At 33.4% G+C, this 22,216-nt stretch carries 26 protein-coding genes; 11 read left to right on the forward strand and 15 right to left on the reverse strand.

What is annotated here, in order from left to right; genetic code table 11:
• Positions 1 to 120 precede the first annotated feature (120 nt).
• Entirely contained in the window at positions 121 to 1,134 is a 1,014-nt protein-coding gene (locus tag ACN0TY_RS10125; protein ID WP_236960263.1) for a glutamine synthetase beta-grasp domain-containing protein, read from the forward strand.
• An 87-nt stretch (positions 1,135 to 1,221) separates the two neighbouring features.
• Here the strand turns inward: ACN0TY_RS10125 and ACN0TY_RS10130 are convergent, their stop codons facing one another.
• Positions 1,222 to 2,160 (reverse strand): calcium/sodium antiporter, encoded by a 939-nt coding sequence (locus ACN0TY_RS10130; RefSeq protein WP_417444395.1) that lies wholly within the window; start codon positions 2,158 to 2,160, stop codon positions 1,222 to 1,224.
• A 172-nt stretch (positions 2,161 to 2,332) separates the two neighbouring features.
• On the opposite strand from ACN0TY_RS10130, the gene ACN0TY_RS10135 reads away from it, so the two are divergent.
• The 3 genes from ACN0TY_RS10135 to ACN0TY_RS10145 all read left to right on the forward strand — a co-directional run bounded on the left by ACN0TY_RS10135 (position 2,333) and on the right by ACN0TY_RS10145 (position 4,673).
• Complete coding sequence (locus tag ACN0TY_RS10135) at positions 2,333 to 2,692, forward strand: BlaI/MecI/CopY family transcriptional regulator (RefSeq protein ID WP_236960266.1); 360 nt, start codon at positions 2,333 to 2,335, stop codon at positions 2,690 to 2,692.
• Positions 2,692 to 4,287: a M56 family metallopeptidase gene (locus ACN0TY_RS10140; RefSeq protein WP_417444396.1), complete on the forward strand. Its 1,596-nt coding sequence runs from the start codon at positions 2,692 to 2,694 to the stop codon at positions 4,285 to 4,287. The genes ACN0TY_RS10135 and ACN0TY_RS10140 overlap by 1 nt, the downstream gene beginning before the upstream one ends.
• A 233-nt stretch (positions 4,288 to 4,520) precedes the next feature.
• A complete protein-coding gene (locus ACN0TY_RS10145; RefSeq protein WP_236960270.1) occupies positions 4,521 to 4,673 on the forward strand; it encodes an SsrA-binding protein in 153 nt (50 codons plus the stop codon).
• On the opposite strand, the gene ACN0TY_RS10150 is transcribed toward ACN0TY_RS10145, so the two are convergent.
• Entirely contained in the window at positions 4,670 to 5,182 is a 513-nt protein-coding gene (locus ACN0TY_RS10150) for an adenine phosphoribosyltransferase (RefSeq protein WP_417444397.1), read from the reverse strand. The genes ACN0TY_RS10145 and ACN0TY_RS10150 overlap by 4 nt on opposite strands.
• Before the next feature lie 274 nt (positions 5,183 to 5,456).
• On the opposite strand from ACN0TY_RS10150, the gene aqpZ reads away from it, so the two are divergent.
• The 5 genes from aqpZ (at position 5,457) to ACN0TY_RS10175 (ending at position 8,857) form a co-directional block, all read left to right on the forward strand.
• Entirely contained in the window at positions 5,457 to 6,146 is a 690-nt protein-coding gene (gene aqpZ / locus ACN0TY_RS10155) for an aquaporin Z (protein WP_236960274.1), read from the forward strand.
• A gap of 140 nt (positions 6,147 to 6,286) precedes the next feature.
• A complete protein-coding gene (locus ACN0TY_RS10160; protein ID WP_417444398.1) occupies positions 6,287 to 7,015 on the forward strand; it encodes a DUF2092 domain-containing protein in 729 nt (242 codons plus the stop codon).
• Between the two features lie 34 nt (positions 7,016 to 7,049).
• Entirely contained in the window at positions 7,050 to 8,048 is a 999-nt protein-coding gene (locus tag ACN0TY_RS10165) for a DUF6515 family protein (RefSeq protein WP_236960278.1), read from the forward strand.
• 65 nt (positions 8,049 to 8,113) lie between these two features.
• On the forward strand, positions 8,114 to 8,440 hold the full coding sequence (locus ACN0TY_RS10170; protein WP_417444399.1) for a DMT family transporter: 327 nt from the start codon (positions 8,114 to 8,116) through the stop codon (positions 8,438 to 8,440).
• Between the two features lie 42 nt (positions 8,441 to 8,482).
• Positions 8,483 to 8,857 (forward strand): Dabb family protein, encoded by a 375-nt coding sequence (locus ACN0TY_RS10175; RefSeq protein WP_417444400.1) that lies wholly within the window; start codon positions 8,483 to 8,485, stop codon positions 8,855 to 8,857.
• Positions 8,858 to 8,938: 81 nt separating this feature from the next.
• Here ACN0TY_RS10175 and rimO read toward each other — a convergent pair whose 3' ends face one another.
• From rimO to recR, 12 genes are all read right to left on the reverse strand, one after another.
• Positions 8,939 to 10,243, reverse strand: coding sequence for a 30S ribosomal protein S12 methylthiotransferase RimO (gene rimO, locus ACN0TY_RS10180; protein WP_417444401.1), 1,305 nt, complete (start codon positions 10,241 to 10,243; stop codon positions 8,939 to 8,941).
• Positions 10,244 to 10,398: 155 nt separating this feature from the next.
• Positions 10,399 to 10,674, reverse strand: a complete 276-nt coding sequence (locus tag ACN0TY_RS10185) for a hypothetical protein (RefSeq protein WP_417444402.1) — start codon at positions 10,672 to 10,674, stop codon at positions 10,399 to 10,401.
• A 5-nt stretch (positions 10,675 to 10,679) separates the two neighbouring features.
• Positions 10,680 to 11,633, reverse strand: a complete 954-nt coding sequence (gene ftsY / locus ACN0TY_RS10190; protein ID WP_417444403.1) for a signal recognition particle-docking protein FtsY — start codon at positions 11,631 to 11,633, stop codon at positions 10,680 to 10,682.
• Positions 11,634 to 11,758: 125 nt separating this feature from the next.
• Positions 11,759 to 11,911 carry a DUF4295 domain-containing protein gene (locus tag ACN0TY_RS10195; RefSeq protein ID WP_236960299.1) on the reverse strand — a complete coding sequence of 51 codons (153 nt, stop codon included), beginning with the start codon at positions 11,909 to 11,911 and terminating at the stop codon, positions 11,759 to 11,761.
• Between the two features lie 6 nt (positions 11,912 to 11,917).
• Positions 11,918 to 12,100: a 50S ribosomal protein L33 gene (rpmG, locus tag ACN0TY_RS10200; protein WP_236960301.1), complete on the reverse strand. Its 183-nt coding sequence runs from the start codon at positions 12,098 to 12,100 to the stop codon at positions 11,918 to 11,920.
• 27 nt (positions 12,101 to 12,127) lie between these two features.
• Positions 12,128 to 12,364: a 50S ribosomal protein L28 gene (gene rpmB / locus ACN0TY_RS10205; RefSeq protein ID WP_236960303.1), complete on the reverse strand. Its 237-nt coding sequence runs from the start codon at positions 12,362 to 12,364 to the stop codon at positions 12,128 to 12,130.
• 77 nt (positions 12,365 to 12,441) lie between these two features.
• Positions 12,442 to 13,689 (reverse strand): competence/damage-inducible protein A, encoded by a 1,248-nt coding sequence (locus ACN0TY_RS10210; RefSeq protein WP_417444404.1) that lies wholly within the window; start codon positions 13,687 to 13,689, stop codon positions 12,442 to 12,444.
• 3 nt (positions 13,690 to 13,692) lie between these two features.
• On the reverse strand, positions 13,693 to 14,028 hold the full coding sequence (locus ACN0TY_RS10215) for an Hpt domain-containing protein (RefSeq protein ID WP_417444405.1): 336 nt from the start codon (positions 14,026 to 14,028) through the stop codon (positions 13,693 to 13,695).
• A gap of 47 nt (positions 14,029 to 14,075) precedes the next feature.
• A complete protein-coding gene (locus ACN0TY_RS10220; RefSeq protein WP_417444406.1) occupies positions 14,076 to 14,687 on the reverse strand; it encodes a fumarylacetoacetate hydrolase family protein in 612 nt (203 codons plus the stop codon).
• Positions 14,688 to 14,699: 12 nt separating this feature from the next.
• A complete protein-coding gene (locus tag ACN0TY_RS10225; protein ID WP_417444407.1) occupies positions 14,700 to 15,476 on the reverse strand; it encodes an exonuclease domain-containing protein in 777 nt (258 codons plus the stop codon).
• An 87-nt stretch (positions 15,477 to 15,563) separates the two neighbouring features.
• Complete coding sequence (locus tag ACN0TY_RS10230; protein WP_417444408.1) at positions 15,564 to 16,925, reverse strand: dihydrolipoamide acetyltransferase family protein; 1,362 nt, start codon at positions 16,923 to 16,925, stop codon at positions 15,564 to 15,566.
• Between the two features lie 100 nt (positions 16,926 to 17,025).
• Positions 17,026 to 17,646: a recombination mediator RecR gene (gene recR / locus ACN0TY_RS10235; RefSeq protein WP_236960315.1), complete on the reverse strand. Its 621-nt coding sequence runs from the start codon at positions 17,644 to 17,646 to the stop codon at positions 17,026 to 17,028.
• A gap of 81 nt (positions 17,647 to 17,727) precedes the next feature.
• Here recR and ACN0TY_RS10240 point away from each other — a divergent pair, with 81 nt between their 5' ends.
• On the forward strand, positions 17,728 to 19,209 hold the full coding sequence (locus tag ACN0TY_RS10240) for a sodium:solute symporter (protein ID WP_236960316.1): 1,482 nt from the start codon (positions 17,728 to 17,730) through the stop codon (positions 19,207 to 19,209).
• Here ACN0TY_RS10240 and ACN0TY_RS10245 read toward each other — a convergent pair.
• Positions 19,193 to 19,552, reverse strand: a complete 360-nt coding sequence (locus ACN0TY_RS10245) for a CoA-binding protein (RefSeq protein WP_417444409.1) — start codon at positions 19,550 to 19,552, stop codon at positions 19,193 to 19,195. The two genes, ACN0TY_RS10240 and ACN0TY_RS10245, sit on opposite strands and share 17 nt — an antisense overlap.
• 122 nt (positions 19,553 to 19,674) lie before the next feature.
• Between ACN0TY_RS10245 and ACN0TY_RS10250 the strand changes: the two genes are divergently transcribed.
• On the forward strand, positions 19,675 to 22,143 hold the full coding sequence (locus ACN0TY_RS10250; protein WP_417444410.1) for a TonB-dependent receptor domain-containing protein: 2,469 nt from the start codon (positions 19,675 to 19,677) through the stop codon (positions 22,141 to 22,143).
• Positions 22,144 to 22,216 lie beyond the last annotated feature (73 nt).

Genomic DNA, 22,216 nt, shown 5'->3' on the forward strand with positions numbered 1-22,216 from the left:
ATAGGGCATTAATAAAAATAACAAACTTTTATCAAAAACACCCCTTCCTTTTTCGGTATACGAAACAAAATATCATATTTTTGTCTACGAGTAAAGTTCAATTAAAAATTATTATACACAATGAGCAAGGCTAAACTTGAATACATTTGGTTAGATGGATATTTTCCAACCCAAAACATGAGAAGTAAAACTAAAATAGAAGATGATTTCAGTGGAAAACTTGAAGATTGCCCAATATGGTCTTTCGATGGTTCATCTACAAAACAAGCTCAGGCTGGAAAAGGTTCTGATTGCTTATTGAAGCCAGTAGCTATTTTTCCAGATCCAGCAAGAAAAAACGGATACCTAGTAATGGCAGAAGTTTTTAATGCAGATGGAACTCCACATGAAACAAATTCTAGAGCCACTATCGATGATGAAAATGATGATTTCTGGTTTGGTTTTGAACAAGAGTATTTCATAATGGATGCTAAAACACAACTTCCTTTAGGATTCCCTGTTGGAGGTTACCCTGGTCCTCAAGGATTATACTACTGTTCTGTTGGTGGTTTAAACACTCACGGAAGAAGAATTGTTGAAAAACACGCTGATCTTTGTATCGAAGCTGGATTAAACTTCGAAGGAATTAACCAAGAGGTTGCTTGTGGACAGTGGGAATTCCAAATTTTCGCCAAAGGAGGAAAAAGAGCTGGAGACGAAATCTGGATCTCTCGTTACCTATTAGATAGATTATGTGAAGAATATGGTTACTATATTGAGTACCACCCTAAACCTGTAAAAGGTGACTGGAATGGTTCTGGTATGCACGCTAACTTCTCTAACTCTTTATTAAGAACTTGTGGTTCTAAAGAAGTTTACGAGAAAGTTTGTGAAGCTTTTAGACCTGTTACTAAAGAGCACATCGCTGTTTACGGAGAGTTTAATGACGAACGTTTAACAGGAGATCACGAGACTGCTGCTATTACTGACTTTAGCTATGGAGTTTCTGATAGAGGTGCTTCAATCCGTATTCCTATTATCACTGTAGAGAAAGGATACAAAGGATGGTTAGAAGATAGACGTCCTGCTTCAAATGCAGATCCATACAAAGTGGCTGCAAGAATTATCAAAACAGTTAAAACTGTTGAAGCTTAATTTAGCTTTAAAAGTTTGCAACATAAAAAAATGCTGTCTATAATTAGACAGCATTTTTTGTTTTATACAGTATAAGTAGAACTTCTTTTAAGATAACGTAGTCCAAACAAAACCTCCATACAGTCCTAATAATATAATTCCATCACGCCACCCTAATCGGAGTCCTCTAGGAATAAAAACTAACGGGAGTATTATAAACGAGATACCAAGCATCCAATAAATATCATTATTTAATAATCCATGATCATTGATTACAATAGGTTTAATCATAGCTGTAATTCCTAAAACAGCCAAAATATTAAACATATTAGAACCTATAAGATTCCCTAAAGAAATAGCTTTTTCCTTTTTCATAACAGCAATAATGGACGCCGCCAGTTCAGGCACACTTGTTCCTATTGAAATTACAGTAACTGCAATCACCCTTCTACTTACTCCGTAATGTTCTGCCATTCCTACAGCTCCTTTTATCAATAACTCAGAACCTCCCCAAAGCGATACCCCTCCTAAGATCAAAAACAAAACTATTGTAAATGTAGAAAGCTGCTCTTGGTTTTCTTCTAAAGACTCATCTACAACAGCCGGTTTCTGAACCCTTAAAAGATATACTAAAAAGACAATAAGAAAACTAAATAAAATCACTCCTTCATAGCGCTGCAAAGTGTGATCTGAATACACAAATCCAAATAACATTAACGAAGCCAACATCATAATTGGCCAATCTGTTTTATAAAAACTTCGTTCTACTTCTATCTTCGATAAAATAATAGTTATACCAAGTACCAATCCTATATTAGCAACATTAGAACCTATAACATTCCCCATTGCTAAGTCTGGAAAACCATCTAAAGCCGATTTTACACTTACTATAAGTTCTGGTGCAGAGGTAGCAAAAGAAACTACCGTCATCCCGATAACAATTTTTGGAATATTAAGTCGTAATGACAAACCTACAGCAGATTTTAACAACCAATTACCTCCTAAAATAAGTAAAGCTAATCCGCTTAAAATAAAAACTAAATTCATAAAAGTGATTTATGCGAAGATATATAATTCTAGACGCAAGAAATAGGAGTTAACAGAATTTTGGAAAGTAAATAACAGCATAAAACTACAAAATTAGTTAACTAACTATAAAATTAGTTGCGTAACTAAAAAAATAGTTTTATGTTTGAATCTAATTAAGAACTAAACACTTATGCAAAAGCTAACAAATAAGGAAGAAGAGATTATGAAAATTCTGTGGAAGCTTGAAAAAGCTTTTGTAAAAGAAGTTCAAGCTGAGATAAAGGAAGACAAACCTCATTACAATACACTCTCTACCATAGTTAGAAACTTGGAAGATAAAGGATATGTAGCTCACAATGCCTTTGGAAATACGCACCAATACTATCCTATTATAAAAAAGGAAACTTACAGAAAGCAATTCGTATCTTCTGCTATTGAAGATTATTTTAACAATTCTTATAAGAGCCTAGTTTCTTTTTTTGCTGATGAAAAGAAAATTAGCATTACTGAACTGAAAGAAATTATTAATCAAATTGAAAATAAACAGTAATGGAAGCTTTTCTAACATATAACATCAAAGTAGCCATAGTATTAATCTTATTTTGGGGATTATATAATGCGTTTCTTAAGAGAGAAACTTTCTTTCAAGGTAACAGATGGTTTTTAAGCATCGGGTTATTTACTTCGGTTATATTACCTGTTATTTCTTTTAAAACGATAAAAATCATAGATATCCCAGCTAGATCAACAAATGAAATATCTTTACTAGCAAATAAGATTCCTGAAAGCATTTCTATCTACGAATACGGAATAAACATCATATTCTATATTTATATTATTGGTGTAATTTTCTTTTTACTGAAGTTTATAATACAACTACTCTCTTTATACAATTTTATCCGAAAGGAGAATAAACAAAAGGAAAATCGCAATATAATCTTAACAGATAAAAATATAAGTCCATTTTCATTCTTTAATTATATTGTATACAATCCTAATCTATATAAAGACGAGGAGTTAAAAACAATTTTAGATCATGAGAAAATTCACGTAAAACAATACCATTCATTAGATGTTATCCTTATACACCTATACACTATAGTTTTTTGGATAAATCCGTTTGCATGGATTTACAAAAAGCAACTTACCCAGAACCTTGAGTATATAGCAGATGAAGAAACTACTGCTGCTACTAGAGAAATTAAAGATTATCAATATTTACTATTGAAGCAAATAAACGGAATGCAATATTCCATCATCAATCCATTTTATAATTCATTAATCAAAAAACGAATCGTTATGTTACAAAAACAAAAATCAAGCAGAATTAATTTAATTAAGTTCGCAGCAATATTACCGCTGCTGGCTGGTTTTATGCTCCTTTTCAGTTTTAAAACAGTTACTGAGTTTAATTATTTAAATGAAGAAGAGTCTAGTAAACAACTAATTACAAAGCACACTATAAACAACCAATTAGGCGACCCTATTTATGTTGTAGACGGGAAAGTAATGCCCAAAGATTTTGATGTAAAATCTATAGATCCTAAAGACATACACAGCATGAATGTAATTAAAGGAGAAAATGCTATAAAAAAATATGGTGATAAAGCTAAGAGTGGGGCTATTGAGATTTTCTTAAAAGTTAGTAATCAACTTAATTTAAATAATGACTCCAATATAAATAATGCCCACACACATTCATCCAAGATTTATCAAAAAGAAGAGCCACTTTACGTCGTTGATGGTAAAGTAGTAGATAAAGACTCTTTTAAGTTCATAGAACCAGACAATATTGCTAGAGTTTATGTCTTAAAAGACGAAAAGGCAGTTGATAAATACGGTGATCAAGGAAAAAATGGAGTTATAGAAATTATATTAAAAAGTGAAGACGAAAAAAATAAAAATAGTGATAGCGATATTATAATTAGGGAAACTGCAAAAGCCAAGACAGCTACTTTAAATAATAAAATTACATCAGAGCAATTAATTTTGGTAAATGGTAAAGAAGTCAGCCATGAGGATTATAAAAAAATAAATCCTGATGAAATTATCAGTATATTTAAAACCGATGCAGCTGTTAAAAAATATGGAGATAAAGGTAAAAATGGTGTCATTATGATTTATACTAAATCAAACAAAGAGTAATCAAAATTATATATTCAATTTATTAGAGGCTGTTTTTTCACAGCCTCTTTTTTATTTCGGGTAAGGATTGTAGCGGCTAGCTTTTGGTAAACTCTTATTTATGGTTTACCAAAACTAATAGCGAAAAGCCTGATTGCGGAGCTTTTTAGCTATGCAAACCCGCCAAAAGAGATAAATAACTATAAATCTGATAATTATCTGTATATTTTTTACCTTTACGGGAAAACAACTATATGAAGAAAGCATTTTTTAAATTGCTAGCAAAAATCAACAAAGCAATATTACCGTCTTTTACCAAAAAGGAGCTCGATCTAGCTAAGGCGAGTAAATTACAATTGGCTATTATTGGCTGGCGCGCCTATGTTACCAAAAACGCATTAGATTAATAGGTAATAACAGATTGTATATTATAATTCTCCATTTTTTTTCTTGCCTCTAAGAAAGATAATTCCATCAAAAAATTACATTGCATTACCTCTCCTCCAAGCTTTTCTACCAACTTGCAAACAGCACCTGCTGTTCCACCTGTAGCAAGAACATCATCGTGAATTACAACTTTATCGCCTTTTTTTATAGCATCTGTATGAATCTCTAAGGTGTCTTCACCATATTCCAAAGCATAGGTTTGCGAAGTAGTTTGTTTAGGCAATTTACTTGGTTTTCGCACAGGTATAAAAGCACAGTTAAGCTTTTGCGCTAATAATGTACCGAAAAAAAAGCCTCTACTCTCAATTCCTACAATTGCATCTACTTGCTGATCTCCTATTTTCTCTAATAACTTCTCTACTGCATGTGCTGTAGCTTCTGGACTTGATAATAATGGAGTTATATCTTTAAAAAGAATTCCTGGTTTAGGAAAATCTTGGATATCGCGGATGTATTCTGTGAGCTGCATATTCACTATTTAAATGATCCTACAAAATTAAGTATTTAAAGTTGAATATCTACATCAAGAGTAACCCCTAATACCAATTAAACCTATTCCACATTATAATCAATTATCATAACAATTATCACCTAGATATAGTCTTCTGACACATTAGTATCGAAAAAAATTCTTTAATGATAATTATTTTTTTATTAAATTTATAAAATATTCGTTACAAACAAATAGGTTTCCCACTTAATGAATCTATATTAAAACAACAACTAACAAATATTTAAAAAAGATGAAAAAACTTATTGCAGAATTTATTGGTACATTATGGCTTGTTCTTGGTGGTTGCGGTAGTGCGGTTCTTGCAGCTGGATACCCAGAATTAGGTATCGGATTTGCAGGTGTAGCGCTAGCTTTCGGTTTAACTGTATTAACTATGGTTTATGCTATAGGCCACATTTCTGGCTGTCATTTAAATCCAGCTGTATCCATTGGTTTATGGGTAGGTGGTAGATTTGACGGAAAAGAACTACTTCCATATATTATCTCTCAAGTATTAGGAGGTATTGTTGGAGCGGGAATATTATATTTAATTGTAACAGGAAAAGACGGAGCTACAATTGGTAGTTTTGCTGCTAATGGTTATGGAGAACATTCTCCAGACGGCTATAACATGATGTCTGCATTGATTACAGAAATCGTTATGACGTTTATGTTCCTTATCATTATCCTTGGAGCAACACATGAAAATGCTCCAAAAGGATTTGCTGGAATTGCTATCGGATTAGGATTAACTCTTATTCACTTAATTAGTATTCCTGTAACTAACACCTCTGTAAATCCTGCTCGTAGTACTAGTCAAGCACTATTTGTAGGTGATTGGGCTCTTGGAGAACTTTGGTTGTTTTGGGTGGCTCCTATTATCGGTGCTGCACTAGCTGGAATCGTTTATAAGATTATGGCTCCAAATACCGCTAAATAACAAAAGAATTGATGCTATCATAAAAAAGCTCCTTTATTAAAAAGGGGCTTTTTATGTAGTATCGAAGAAATTTAGTAAATTCACATAAGCAACACTTCCCCCCTTACAGCAATATATCCTTATTTAAAAAATTAATAAATATGAAAAAGTATTTACTAGCACTATGCACACTTTGCATTTGCATTGGCTACAGTCAGGACAAAGAATCTGTGATCGATTCTGTTGCCATCAATATCTTAGATAAAATGGGAGCATATATCGGCACTTTAGATGCTTGCTCTTTTACTTTGGAGAGATCTCTTGACCACGAAGGAACTTATGGCCTAGAAAAAAACTTCTATACAGATGATGTTACTATGGTTGGACCAGATAAAATGCTTGTCCAAACAAGAGGCACACTTCACAATAAAGATTTCTACTACAACGGCAAAAAGTTTGTTTACTATTCTTTGGATGAAAACAATTATTCTGTTTTAGATGCACCAGATAACATTATAAAAGTGATTGATGGCTTTAATAAAAAATTTGGAATTAGATTTCCTGCTGCTGATTTGTTTTACCCAAGCTTGACAGATGATATGATTGAAAACTTCAGCGATATAGTTTATTTAGGAAATGATATTATTGATGATAAGGAATGTTACCATATTATAGCTTCAAATGATAAAATGAATGTTCAATTATGGATAGAAAATGACGAGAGCACACTTCCGATAAGAATGGTTATTATTCACAAAGAAAAGGAACACAATCAATACCAAGTTACTTTTAAAACTTGGAAAATTAATCCAGAGGTAGATAGCGCTATTTTTAACTTCTCTCCACCTGAAGATTCTAGAAACATTGATATTATGGCTCAGGCTGAATAAATCATTTTTCATAACAATATAAAAGTTATAACACATGAAAATTCAAATCACACATATAGCAAACTATAGCAAGCTTCTACTTTTTGCTTTTTTATTAATTGTACCGATTACGATGGAAGCGCAAAGGTTTAGCCATGGAGCTAGCCGTTCTAGAGTATCGCGACCTTCCACAGGAAGATCTATAAATGGAGGTTTTCACCAACAGTCTAGCCGACCAAGCTACAGCAGACCTACTACCAGACCATCCACAAGACCGACTACAACGAGGCCGACGACGAGACCAACAACAACAAGACCTAACACATCTTCTCGTCCTTCAACAAGACCGACTACAACGAATAGACCTACAACAACAAATAGGCCTAACAATAATTCTAGACCGAATCATAATGGAAATTTATCAAATTCTAACGTTGTAAACAGACCACATAACAACAATGTAAATATTAATGTAAATCATAATAATAATATTCACATTAATAACCGTCATACTGTAGTTAGACCTAGTCCAAGACCGTATCACAGACCACCGTATGTGTATGGAGGTTTTCATTATTATGCGTATCACCCATATTATTACCATCCATTTAGACCTTTTTATTGGGGACCTATCTGGCATCCATGGGGATATTTCGTAGCTTCTTTAGCTACAACTGCAATTATTATTTCAGTTGAAAACCAACAATATCACTACGATCAAGGTAATTACTATGTTGAAGAAAAAGATGGATATACTGTAGTACAGGCTCCCGTTGGAGCAACTATAAAAGTCCTCCCAGACGGATATGAAACCGTAAGCACTGGAGACACTACTAACAATTATTATTACGGTGGTGCTTATTACGAAAAAGATAGCGATGGCTATACTGTAGTTCCTCCTACCGCTGGAACTGTAGTAGAAAATTTACCTGAAGGTGCTGAAGAAGTACGAATTGGTGATCAAACCTATGTAAAATATGGAGAAACTTACTATCAACCTGTAAAAGTAGATGGTAAAGATCAATATGAAGTTGCAGAAGTTAAAGAAGAATAATCTTAATGATTTACTTATTTTTATAGCCTCGTAATATTAATTACGAGGCTATATTTTTTTATATTATGAACTGGATTCTTTTAATTATAGCCGGACTTTTTGAAGTTGGTTTCGCTACATGTTTAGGCAAAGCAAAACACAGCTCAGGCTCCGAAGCTAACTTTTGGTATATCGGATTTATTGTTTGTCTAACGATAAGCATGTTGCTATTAATGAAAGCTACTGAAACACTCCCCATAGGAACAGCATACGCAGTTTGGACAGGAATTGGAGCTGTTGGAACTGTACTGGCGGGTATTTTTCTTTTTAATGAGCCTGTAGATTTTTGGCGTTTATTTTTTATCTCTACTTTGATTATTTCTTTAGTTGGATTAAAATTTGTTTCGCATTAAACTTCCATTTTTGTAACTTCGGATAAAGTAAATCAACCATCTATGAAAATTCAGAAACTACTACTAATACTCATCGCTATTGCGACATTTACAATCACAAGCTGCAACTCATCATCAAATAAAGGAATGATAACACATACGGTATTTTTTAAATTAAAACACCCAAAAGGATCGGAGGCTGAAAAACTATTTATTGAGAAGGCAGTCGCCCTCAAGTCTATTTCGACAGTTAAAAATATGACTAGTGTAAAGGAAATAGGAAAGAAGAATGATTATGAATGGGGACTTACCATGCAATTTAAAAATCAAGAAGATTACGACACTTACAGCAACCATCCAGACCATGTTGCTTTTGTAGAAAATGTTTGGAAAAAGGAGGTAATCGATTTTATGGAAATTGATTATGTAGATAACTAATAAACACTATTTTACCCATAAAAGAAAACCGCTGAATTTTTAAAATTCAGCGGTTTTCTTTTATCATTTATATCAGAGAGATTAACTTACAGGCTTCCCGTATAAATCGAAATCTCCAGCTTCTTCTACTAAAATATCTACATATTCTCCTGTCTTAAGATAATATTTAGAGGCATCTACTAATACTTCATTATCTACATCTGGAGAATCAAATTCTGTACGTCCTACAAAATGATTACCCTCTTTACGATCGATCACACATCGGAATGTTTGTCCCACTTTTTCTTGGTTTAATTCCCATGAAATTTGTGATTGGACATCCATAATTTCTGACGCTCTTTGTTGCTTTACCTCTTCTGGAACATCATCTTCTAAGTTGTAAGCATGCGTATTCTCTTCGTGACTATATGTAAAACACCCTAAGCGCTCAAAACGCATTTCTTGAACCCAACTCTTTAATGTTTGAAAATCCTCTTCTGTTTCTCCAGGATACCCAACAATCAATGTAGTTCTAATAGCCATTTCTGGAACCGCTTGTCTAAAATCTTGTAGCAACTTAGTGGTCTTTTCTTTTGTAGTTCCACGTCGCATAGATTTTAAAATAGGATCCGCGATGTGTTGTAATGGAATATCTATGTAATTACAAACCTTAGGCTCATTTTTCATTACTTCTAAAACATCCATTGGAAAACCAGTTGGAAACGCATAATGTAAACGAATCCATTCAATCCCGTCTACTTTAACAAGCTCTTTCAATAAATCTGCTAAAGCACGTTTTTTATAAATATCTAAACCGTAATATGTTAAATCTTGAGCTATAAGAACCAACTCTTTAACTCCATTTGCAGCTAAACCTGTCGCTTCTTTTACCAAATCTTCAATTGGAGTACTTTTATGTTTCCCACGCATTAATGGAATGGCACAAAAGCTACATGGTCTATCACATCCTTCAGCTATCTTTAAGTATGCATAGTTTTTTGGAGTAGTTGTTAATCGCTCTCCAATTAACTCATGCTTATAATCTGCACCAAGCGCCTTTAATAATCCTGGCAATTCTGTAGTCCCAAAATACTGATCAACATCTGGAATCTCTTTTTCTAAATCTGGCTTATAACGTTCACTTAAACACCCTGTCACAAATACTTTATCTACATCTCCCTGCTCTTTCTTTTCTAGAAACTCAAGAATTGTATTTACACTTTCTTCCTTTGCATTATTTATAAATCCACAGGTATTTATAACAACGATATTGCCTTCTTCTTCATGAACAACATCTTTTCCTCCAGCCTTAAGTTGTCCCATAAGTACTTCACTATCGTACACATTTTTAGAACACCCTAAGGTAACTACATTAATTTTATTCTTCTTTAATGATTTTGTTCTCATGACAATCTATTTATTATTTCCAGGAAGACCTTATTGTTATAAATCGAATTATAACACTATAAATATCACCCCTATAAAATGCTTATTTTGAAACAGTGGGCAAAATTACGACTTGGAAGCGTATAAAACGAAGATTTATAAGATTAAATCTCAACTTACCCTAAAACTTGCTGTAAATATGGAATTAGTGTTGGCTCATAATAGCGAAGTGCAGAAAGTAATACCACGGATATTACTAGAAAATACCAGTTATACCTTTCATTTTTTACGATCCAGAATCCAATAGCCGCAATAATTCCCAAGGAGATTCCGAGCAACAGATTAGGCCACAACCACATACCTTGAATTATTGCATAGAATTTTACTCCTGCATAAAACAAGCAGTAATAGGCAATTATTTTGGTAACCGTTACAAGGGTTCTATTAGGCATTAATCTTATTTGAAGAATGAATCTACGAATTCATATTTATTAAATACCTGTAGATCTTCGATCCCTTCACCTACACCTATATATTTTACTGGAATTTTAAACTCATCAGAAATACCTATAACAACACCCCCTTTTGCAGTTCCATCTAATTTAGTAACCGCTAGAGAAGTAACTTCAGTAGCTTTAGTAAACTGCTTAGCTTGCTCAAACGCATTCTGACCTGTAGAGCCATCTAAAACTAATAATACTTCATGAGGAGCATCATCCACCACTTTTTGCATTACGCGTTTCACTTTGGTAAGCTCATTCATTAAGTTGATTTTATTATGAAGTCTTCCAGCTGTATCTATTATTACAACATCCGCATCTTGGTTTACGGCAGATTTTAGCGAATCAAAAGCCACAGAAGCGGGATCGCTCCCCATTTGTTGCTTTACTATTGGAACATCTACCCTATCAGCCCAAACTTGAAGCTGATCTATTGCTGCTGCTCTAAAAGTATCTGCAGCCCCAAGAACAACCTTTTTTCCTTGCTTTTTAAACTGATATGCTAATTTCCCTATCGTTGTAGTTTTCCCAACACCATTCACTCCAACAACCATTAATACATATGGTTTTTTTCCAGAAGGAATTACAAACTCTTTTTCCTCTCCAGAATTAGTCTCCGAAAGTAATCCTGCTATTTCTTCTCTTAAAATAAGATTAAGCTCATCTGTTCCTAAATACTTATCTTTAGAAACGCGCTCTTCAATACGCTCAATAACTTTAAGCGTAGTATTCACTCCAACATCACTGCTAACAAGAACTTCCTCTAGATTATCTAGCACCTCATCGTCTACTTTAGACTTTCCTGCTACAGCTTTACCTAACTTAGAAAAAAAACTAGATTTAGATTTCTCTAAACCTTTATCTAATGTTTCTTTTTTTTCTGATGAAAATATTTTCTTAAAAAAACTCATTTTACAACGTATACGTTAGTTGACGAATTATAACCAACCATTTGGTTATGAACTCCAAATATATAAAAACAAAAGGCTACTTTCTATATGAAAGTAGCCTTAATATATAATAAGTTGTGAACTTCTTATTTTTCGTTCATCCAGTCACCTACTGATTCTGGAGTCATTACTGCTTCTACGAATGTATAAGCACCAGTTTTTTGAGACTTAACCATTTTTATAGCTTTGGTTAATCTTTTTGAACTTGTCTGTAAGGATGCTACTGTCTTTTTTGCCATGGCTTATTATTTTATTTCTTTGTGAACAGTCATTTTCTTAAGAATAGGATTAAATTTCTTAATCTCTAATCTATCTGGTGTATTCTTTTTATTTTTAGTAGTGATGTAACGTGAAGTTCCTGGCTGCCCAGATCCTTTATGCTCGGTACACTCTAAAATAACCTGTATTCTATTACCTTTCTTTGCCATCTTTATATCGTTTTAACGGAGTATTAATTACTTAATAAATCCTTTTTCTTTAGCTTCTTTTAAAACCGCTGCTATTCCCTTCTTGTTAATATTCTTTAACGCAGATGTAGAAATTTTTAATGTAACCCAACGATCTTCTTCTGGAAGAAAGAAACGTTTCTTGATAAGGTTAGCGTTAAATTTACGCTTGGTTTTATTCATTGCATGAGAAACATTATTTCCCACCATCGCCTTCTTTCCGGTAAGTTCACAAACTCTTGACATTCTTCTAAAACTTTATTGTTATTTAAAAACAGGGTGCAAATTAACGAATTTTACACTTTACATACAAGTAAATTATGCTATTTTTCTAAAATTTCTTTCCATAACATCTCCAATGCCTTGTTACTGGCTTTGTTTATCACTTTTTCACGATGATTACCAAAGTTAAATTCTTCAGAAATAACACCTTTAGGAGTACCTATTGCAATAAAAACTGTACCAACATCAGCATCAGAATCACCTTTTTTAGGTCCAGCATTACCTGTTGTGGCAATTGTATAGTGAGCTTTAAACACTTTTTGTGCAGCTTGCGCCATCGCTTCTGCAACTTGCTTACTAACAACAGAATGCTTACTTATAAGCTGCTCATCAACACCTAAAACATCAATTTTAGCTTGTGTAGCGTAACTCACTACACTCCCATTAAAATATCTAGACGCTCCAGGTATAGAGGTTAACATTTCTGCAATTTTACCTCCAGTACAACTTTCAGCAACTGCTAAAGTTGCTCCCATTTCGGCCAATAAATTACCAATAACAACTTCAAAAGAACCCTCTTCCTCCGCACTAAAAAAGATATCGCTAATAAGCGGTTTAAGCTTCTCTATTTGCTCTTCTACGATCGAATCAAGGATATCTTTGTCAGTTCCTTTTGCTGTTAACCTGAGCCTTACTTTGCCTACATTTGGCAAATAAGCCAGTTTCACAAACGACGGTAAGCTGTCTTCCCAAGATTCTATTCGCTCTGCTAAAGCACTCTCACCTAATCCATAAGTAATAATAGTTTTATGCAAGATATAAGGGCGCTTATACTTATTTTGTATTCTTGGAATTACCTCTTCTTGAATCAATCCTTTCATCTCAAAAGGAACGCCTGGAAGCGATATAAAAGTTTTATCTCCTTTTTCTAACCACATTCCTGGGGCTGTACCAAATTGATTATGTAATACCGTTGATCTAGAGGGAACTAAAGCTTGCCTTTTATTTAAATCTGAAATTGGTCTTGCAAAATACTTTTTAAACAATTGCTCCACATGCGCTAAAACAGAAGCATCTTCAACTAGCTCATCTTGAAAATACTCACAAATAGTATGCTTTGTAATATCATCTTTTGTAGGTCCTAAACCTCCAGTAATTATAACAATATCAGCTCTCTCTTCGGCCTCTTTAAAAGCTTGAAGAATATGCTCCCTTTCATCCTGAACAGATGAAATCTGATAAACAGAAACACCTATAAGATTTAATTGTTTTGCTATAAAAGCGGAATTGGTATCTACAATCTGACCGATGAGAATCTCATCTCCAATAGTAATTATTTCTGCAAACATGTATTAATTTAAATATGCCTTGAAAGCTTCAAATACATTATGAAGTTCCACATCTACTTTAGCCACAAGGTCTTCAATTACTTTAATATTTTTGTCACCACGAGCATGTCCTTCAACAATAAGTAGATTTTCTTTTACAAGATCTGCACCAAGTAAATCTGCATTAGGTTTAATTTTGTGAGCATATTGATAAATATGGTCAAATTCTTTATTGCTAACCGCTTTTTTAAGATTTTCTAGGTCTTGGGGGGTTTCCAACAAAAAAGTCTCTATCACAGAAGCGTTAAATTCTTTATCGCCTCCAGATAGTTCATTCAATTTGTCTAGGTTGTATTTCATTTGGTCTAATATTACTTTAGAGGTTGTATTTGGGTTTTGTAATTAATTTATTTCACTTTTAAAGAAAACATTTTTTCTTCATTTATAAATCCTTCTAAATAGTCTTCAGGGCTTACTTTACCTACTCCGGCAGGTGTTCCTGTAAAAATAACATCTCCAGTCTTTAAGGTAAAATAAGTTGAAATATACGAAATTAACTCATCTACTTTCCACAACATTAACGAAGTGTTTGCTTTTTGAACAAACGCATCGTTTTTCTTTAAACCAAAATCAATGTTATTAATATTTCCCAATTCAGATTTTAGAATCCATTTTCCAATAACAGCTGCTCCATCAAAGCCTTTTGCCTTTTCCCAAGGCAACCCCTTTTCTTTAAGTTTACTTTGTAAATCTCTAGCTGTAAAATCGATTCCTAATCCTATTTCGTTATAATATTTATGAGCAAACTTGGTATCTATAGACTTCCCTACTTTCCCTATCTTAACGAGTAATTCTACTTCATAATGAACATCATTAGAAAATTCAGGAATATAGAAGTCATGCTGATTTTTAAGAACTGCACTATCCGGTTTTATAAAAATTACTGGATCTGTAGGTTTTTCGTTTTGTAGTTCCTTAATATGCTCGGTATAATTTCTACCAATACAAATAATCTTCATTTTAAGGAGGTATTAATTCAGTTTATTATTTAGCTTTCTAAGTTTTATTGCCGTTAGAACCTTCTTGGTATACAAAGGAAAATCTGCATTTAACAGCCACCCGAAATAACCAGGCTCTTGCTCCATTACATCTTCAACTCGTCTCCCCTTATGCTTTCCAAAAGAAAACGCTTCTTCCCCATCTTCATTATAAATAATAAATCCTGCGAAATCTGCTGTGTGTTTTCTTGTTGTAAATTCGCTTAAAGATTTCATGTTATTCTCCAATTCTTCATAACGATCTAACTGCGATTTTAAAACCTCATACGTAGCATTTGTATCTGCTTCTGCGGTATGTGCATCTTCTAAACTCTTTCCGCAGTAAAATTTATAGGCAGCAGAAAGCGTACGTTGTTCCATCTTATGAAAAATTGTCTGAACATCTACTGAAACGCGACTCCCCATATCAAAATCTATTCCTGAACGAAGTAGCTCCTCTGCCAAAACAGGAATATCAAATCTATTGGAATTATACCCTGCCAAATCACTATCCTTAATCATATTATAAATAGTCTTAGAAAGCTCTTTAAAAGTAGGCTCATTAGCAACTTTTTCATCGGTAACACCATGAATAGCTGATGATGAAGGCGGGATTGGCATCTCTGGATTTACCAACCAAGTTCTACTTTCTTTATTTCCGTTAGGGTATACTTTTAATATTGATATTTCTACTACTCTGTCTTTTGCTACATCGATTCCAGTGGTTTCGAGGTCAAAAAAACAGATAGGCTTTGATAAGTTTAATTCCATGATTATATTTTGAAATTATAAAATTAGGGATTGAAAAAATAAAACCCTGAGTTTTCAGGGTTTTTATTTTTTGAAAAGATATTTTATTTAAATTTCTTTATCACCATCCCAAGCTTCTAGATACTCAGCAACTCTTTGTATGAATTGCCCTCCTAAAGCTCCATTTACTACACGATGGTCGTAACTATGAGATAAAAACATTTTATGTCTAATTCCTATAAAGTCCCCTTCTGGAGTTTCTATAACCGCAGGTACTTTTCTTATAGCTCCTAATGCCAAAATTGCTACTTGAGGTTGGTTAATTATCGGCGTTCCAATAACACTTCCAAAAGTACCAACATTTGTTACAGTATAAGTTCCTCCTTGAATATCATCTGGCTTCAACTTATTTTGACGAGCACGTCCAGCTAAGTCGTTTACACGTTTTGCCATCCCCACAAGATTTAACTGATCTGCATTTTTAATTACCGGAACAATTAAGTTTCCATCCGGTAAAGCAGCAGCCATTCCTAAGTTAATATTTTTCTTCTTGATGATTTTATCTCCATCAACAGAAATATTAATCATAGGAAAATCTTTAATCGTCTTAGCGATAACCTGCATAAAGATTGGAGTAAATGTTAATTTCTCTCCTTCTCTCTTTTGAAATTCGTTTTTAACTCGATTTCTCCAGTTCCAAATATTTGTAACGTCTACTTCTATAAAACTCTGTACATGAGCAGATGTTTGAACACTCTGCACCATATGATGAGAAATCAATTTCCCCATTCTGGACATTTCGATAATCTCGTCTTGTCCATTTACAGAAACTGGCGCTGCTTGAGTAGCCTGCGCTATTGGCTGTTGCTGAACAGGTTTTCCTGAAGTAATATCTTGTTTTGGAGCAGCTTGAGTTTCTGGAGCAGCTTGCTGCTTAGAACCTCTATTCTCAATATAATTTAATATATCATCTTTGGTAACGCGATTGTCTTTCCCGCTTCCTTGGATTGTTTCAAGCTCTTCAAGCGATATATTCTCTTCTTTAGCGATATTTTTAACCAAAGGAGAGTAAAATCTCTCAGAATCTGAATAATCTGCTACAGGAGCAGTTACTGTTTCTTTTGCTGCTGAAATATTATCTTCTAGTTCTTCTACTGAAGCTTCATCTACTTCTTCAACCTCTTCGTCAGAACTCTCATCCGTTTCTTCAGAAGCTCCTTCTGCATCGCCCTCTGTTTCAATTATAGCCAGTACAGCTCCAACTTTCGCAACATCATCAACCTCAAAAAACTTTTCTACCAAAACCCCATCTACTTCGCTTGGAACTTCAGAATCTACTTTATCGGTTGCAATTTCTAATACTGCCTCATCTGCTTCTATAGTATCTCCGATTTCTTTCAACCATGAAGTTACTGTTGCTTCTGCGACACTTTCACCCATCTGGGGAAGTTTTAATTCAATTCTTGCCATATCAATAATTTGTAGCTATTTTAAGATGCCTATTTTGCGAAAATAATAAAAAATAAGCGTTTTTGTTATTAAATTTTCTTTCAAATTTCACAAACAACTGTTAATCACTCTTTAAAGAGTTTTCAAAAGGGATTCTATGTAAGATACTTCTTCCCAATGTAACCTCGTCTGCGTATTCCAATTCATCCCCAACAGAAATCCCTCTCGCAATAGTAGAAGTAACTACTTTATAATTTTCTAATTGCTTAAAGATATAAAAATTGGTTGTATCCCCCTCCATCGTAGAGCTTAAAGCAAAAATTATTTCATTTACTTTATCTTCTTTTACTTTCTCGACTAAGGTTGCTATATTAAGATCTAAAGGACCAATACCGTCCATTGGAGAGATCTTTCCTCCCAAAACATGGTATATTCCCCTATATTGCCCAGTGTTTTCTATTGCCATAACATCGCGAATATCTTCCACTACGCAAATTAATGTTTGCTCACGCTTAGGGTTTGCACATATTTCACATAGTTCAAAATCAGAAATATTATGACAGCTTTTACAAAACTTAACTTCACTTCTTAAATTTTGTAATGCTTTAGATAGATTTGTAGTCTGACTTTCTTGTTGTCGCAACAAATGCAAAACTAAACGTAACGCCGTACGCTTTCCTATGCCTGGAAGTTGAGAAACTTCATAGACTGCATTTTCTAATAATTTAGATGAAAACTCCATTATTGCGAAATTACAATTTTAAGCATCAAAAATAAATTTTATAACATAGTTTTGTAAATTCATTTTCTGAAATAACATTACATGAAACCAATATACATCCTATTAATCATTGCAGCTTACTTCGGTATTCTAATATTAATATCTTTTCTTACGAGTAAAGACGGAGAAAGTAACGATAATTTCTTTAAGGCCAATAGGCAATCACCATGGTATATTGTTGCTTTCGGAATGATTGGCGCCTCGCTAAGTGGAGTCACTTTTATTTCTGTACCTGGTTGGGTAGAAGAATCGAAATTTGGATATATGCAGGTTGTTTTTGGATATATTCTTGGATATCTAATCATCGGAACCGTACTATTACCTCTCTATTACAAACTCAATCTTACTTCTATATACACCTACTTAGAAAAAAGATTTGGAAAAAATAGCTATAAAACTGGTGCTTCATTTTTTCTTCTATCAAGAATTGTAGGCGCTAGTTTCAGATTATTTCTAGTAGCAAATGTATTACAGGTTATTATTTTTAATGAAATGGGAGTTCCTTTTTGGGCTACCGTTACCTTAACTATTCTTTTAATTTGGCTATATACTTTTAAAAGCGGTATTAAAACTATTGTTTGGACGGATACACTACAAACGCTATTTATGCTTATCGCATTAGGAGTAGCCATTGTTACAGTATACAATGATTTAAATATTACTGGGGAAAATATGATCGATTATATTTCCTCGAGTGAGCTTTCTAAAATGTTCTTTTTTGACGATTTTAAAAATGCTAACTACTTCTGGAAGCAGTTTATTTCTGGTGCTTTTATCTCTGTTGTAATGACGGGATTAGACCAAGATATGATGCAAAAAAATCTCACATGTAGATCTTTAAAAGATGCTCAAAAAAATATGTTTTGGTTTACAATTGTTCTTACTATTGTAAATTTTATATTTCTATGTTTAGGTCTTTTAATGACTGTTTATGCTCAGCAATATGGAATCGACGCTCATAAAGATGATTTATTTGCCGTTTTAGCTAAAGACTATCTCGGAATGGGAGTATTTATATTTTTCTTAATCGGGTTGATAGCTGCGGCATATAGTAGCGCAGATAGCGCATTAACCTCACTAACAACTTCTTTTAGTGTTGATATTTTAAATATTGAAAAGAAATATTCTCAGGAAAAACAGATTAGTATCAGGAAAAAAATTCACGTTTTATTCTCTCTATTACTAATCCTTGTTATTATAGCTTTTAAGTATATCATAAAAGACGAAAGTGTAATTGCAAAACTTTTTGTCTTTACAGGCTATACTTACGGTCCTCTTTTAGGCCTTTATAGTTTTGGGTTATTTACTAAACTAAAAGCCAATGATAAATGGGTTCCTGTTGTTGCTATTTTGTCTCCTTTTCTAGCTTATTTTATAAGTTACGTGAGTAAAACTTATTACGAATTTGACTTCGGGTTTTTCGTGTTGATTCTAAACGGGGCACTCACATTTATCGGTCTTCTTCTTATTTCCAGAAAACCAACAATCAAAGAAAAAGAGGTTATGTTTAATACTGCCCAGTAGAAAGTAAAACTAACGTACAAGCCACTTCTGCTTCTATATTTTTATCACGTAATTGTGCATAAAAATATGGGTTTTCCGTCCCTGGATTAAAAATAACACGCTTCGGATTTAAACCTAAAATATAATCGTAATATGGCTCTTGATTTTTAGGGTTCAAATACAAGGTTACAGTATCTACATCTTTATATTTTAAAAGCTCTGTATCTATTTTTACCCCTGCAACTTCGCCTGTTCTGAGTCCAAAAGCCACTACTTCTTCTCCAGCAGAAACCAATCTATTTATAGCTATGTTACTATATCTCGAAGGCTTTAATGATGCCCCCATTACTAATGCTTTTCCCATTTGTTAAACTATGTTAAAAAATTATACTAATTGTAACAGTTCCTAAAACTAGTCGTCAAGTTATATAACAACCTTAATCAAAATAAGCAAAAATCATCAATCAAACAATCAAAATCTAACCAATGAAAAATTTCATCCTTTTATGTATGGTTGCCATAACAGCCATTACACACGCACAGAACAGTGCCCCACAAACAAATTTCGCTAAACTTGGTACTATTAAAGGTACTGTAATCGATAAGTCACTACAACAACCAATTCCTTACGCTACTGTTGCCATTAAAAAAGATGGCACTGCTGTTACTGGCGGGATTACAAATGACGATGGTACTTTTGAACTAACTAATATTGAAGATGGATCTTATGTCTTTGAAGTACAATTTATAGGTTACAATTCTTTCAGTAAAGCAATAACAATTTCAAAAGAAAATAGAAATATATCATTAGGAACAATTACCCTTGAAGAGAATATTACAGAGCTCGAAGGTGTAGATGTTGTTGCTGAACGCTCTACCATCGAACAAAAAATAGATCGAAAAGTTATCAATGTCGGAAAAGACCTTACCACACAAGGGGCAACAGCAAGCGACATTATGAATAACATCCCCTCTTTAAATGTAGATCAACAGACGGGAGACCTTTCTATGCGAGGGAATTCTAATGTACGTGTTATGGTCGATGGAAAATTATCTAACGTACCTGTAGCACAACTTTTAAAGCAAATCCCATCAACATCAATCAAAAAAATTGAATTAATAACCAATCCTTCAGCAAAATACAATCCTGAAGGGATGAGCGGGCTTATAAATATTGTACTTTATAAAGATGCCAATATTGGGTTTAACGGAAATTTAAATCTAGGGTTATCGTATGAAGAGGAAGCCAAGTTTAACAGTTCTATCGATTTAAACTACCGAAGAGGAAAGTTTAATTTCTATGGTAACTACGGAAATAATATCGGAAAATACGTTAATGGAGGTAGAATTGAACGTTTTGATGATGAATCAACAGTAAATTTTAATGAGAATCAGATTCAAGATTTTAGCTTTTTCAATAATAATAAATCACATTTATATAAATTAGGAGTTGACTTTTTCTTAAATGATAAAAATACAATCTCAGTTTTCACGAATCAGAATATATATGATGGAAAAGGGAATGGCGATACTCGAATTACCAATGTAGACCCTACTGTTGATGATAACCGACAAATATTCAACAATGAGAATTCTAATCAAAACGAGCAATATAATTTCGACTACAAAAGAGATTTTGATAAAGAAGGTCATAATATAGAATTAGAAGTAGATTATAGTAATTTCACTAATGAAGAAGATGCATATTTTGACTATTTAGGAACTTCAAGTCAACCTAATTACCAAGATTTTGTAGATACTAGAAGACAACAGACTATTGCAAATTTAGATTATGTAAATCCGTTGTCTGAAAAATCCAAATTAGAACTTGGACTTGAAGCAAGAAATTTTGAAACAAATGTAGATTATGCTTCCACAGGATATAGTTTTAATAATGGTGGAGAGCTCGTTCCTACTCCAGGAACAGAATTTATTTACGGAATGGACATCTATTCTGCATATGCAACTTTTGGTCAGAATTTTGAAAAATGGAGCTACCAAGTAGGAGCTCGATATGAAGATGTAACCGTCAAAGCAGACACAAATAGTGTTCGTAGTTTTACAGATGATTATTCGCAACTATACCCATCTGCATATGTTACGTATTCTCCTTCAGAAAAAAACCAGTTTCAGGTAAGTTTCAGTAGAAGAGTTGACAGACCAGGTTTAAGTCAGGTAAACCCTATTAGAGAATGGAGCACCCCACTTATATCATCTTATGGAAATGAAAGCTTAAAACCACAGTTTACAAATTCTTTTGAGACAAATTACACCCGCAGATTAGAACACGGTAGCATCACTTTTGGAGTTTACTACAGAGCAATTAAAGATGAAATTAACCGAACAGTTTATGTTGACAGATTAGATTTAACAAAGCAGATACTTACTTACGGGAATTTTGATGACACGGAAGCCTTTGGTTTTGAAATATCTGCTAATTACAAGCCTTTAGAATGGTGGAGTATAAATGGGAGTTTCGACTTGTATTCACAAACGCAACGTGGATTATCAGAACGTCTTAATTCTACAGAAGATCCAACGGTAGATGATATTATTGAAGAAAATATAGAAGTAGAAAATGTAGCTTATAACGCTCGTTTAAATAACAACTTTACAATCACAAAGAAGTTATCATTATCCCTTTTTGGATTCTATAGAGGAGAAAACAAAGGAATTCAAATGAATGCTAAACCCATGTATTTTGTAAATACAGGAGCTAGATATAGTTTTGCTAATGGAAAAGGAACTTTCAGTTTAAACTTTAATGATATTTTTAATACCATGCAATTTCAGTTTGATGGCGATTTACCTTACCGACAAGAAGGAGCTTTTAATTGGGAAAGTAGAACTGTTTTTGCAGGATTATCATACCGATTTGGCGGTGGAAAAAACAGAAAAGTACAACGTAAAAATAGAGATAACAACACCAAACAAGATAGCGGCGGTATGTTGTAAGAAATTAGTAACACAGCATAAATATATGGTTTATGGTTAGTCGTTCTATGCCTGTTATTAATAAAAAGCCCGA

The organism is Joostella sp., from assembly GCF_048266025.1.
Lineage (GTDB): Bacteria > Bacteroidota > Bacteroidia > Flavobacteriales > Flavobacteriaceae > Galbibacter > Galbibacter atrarenae.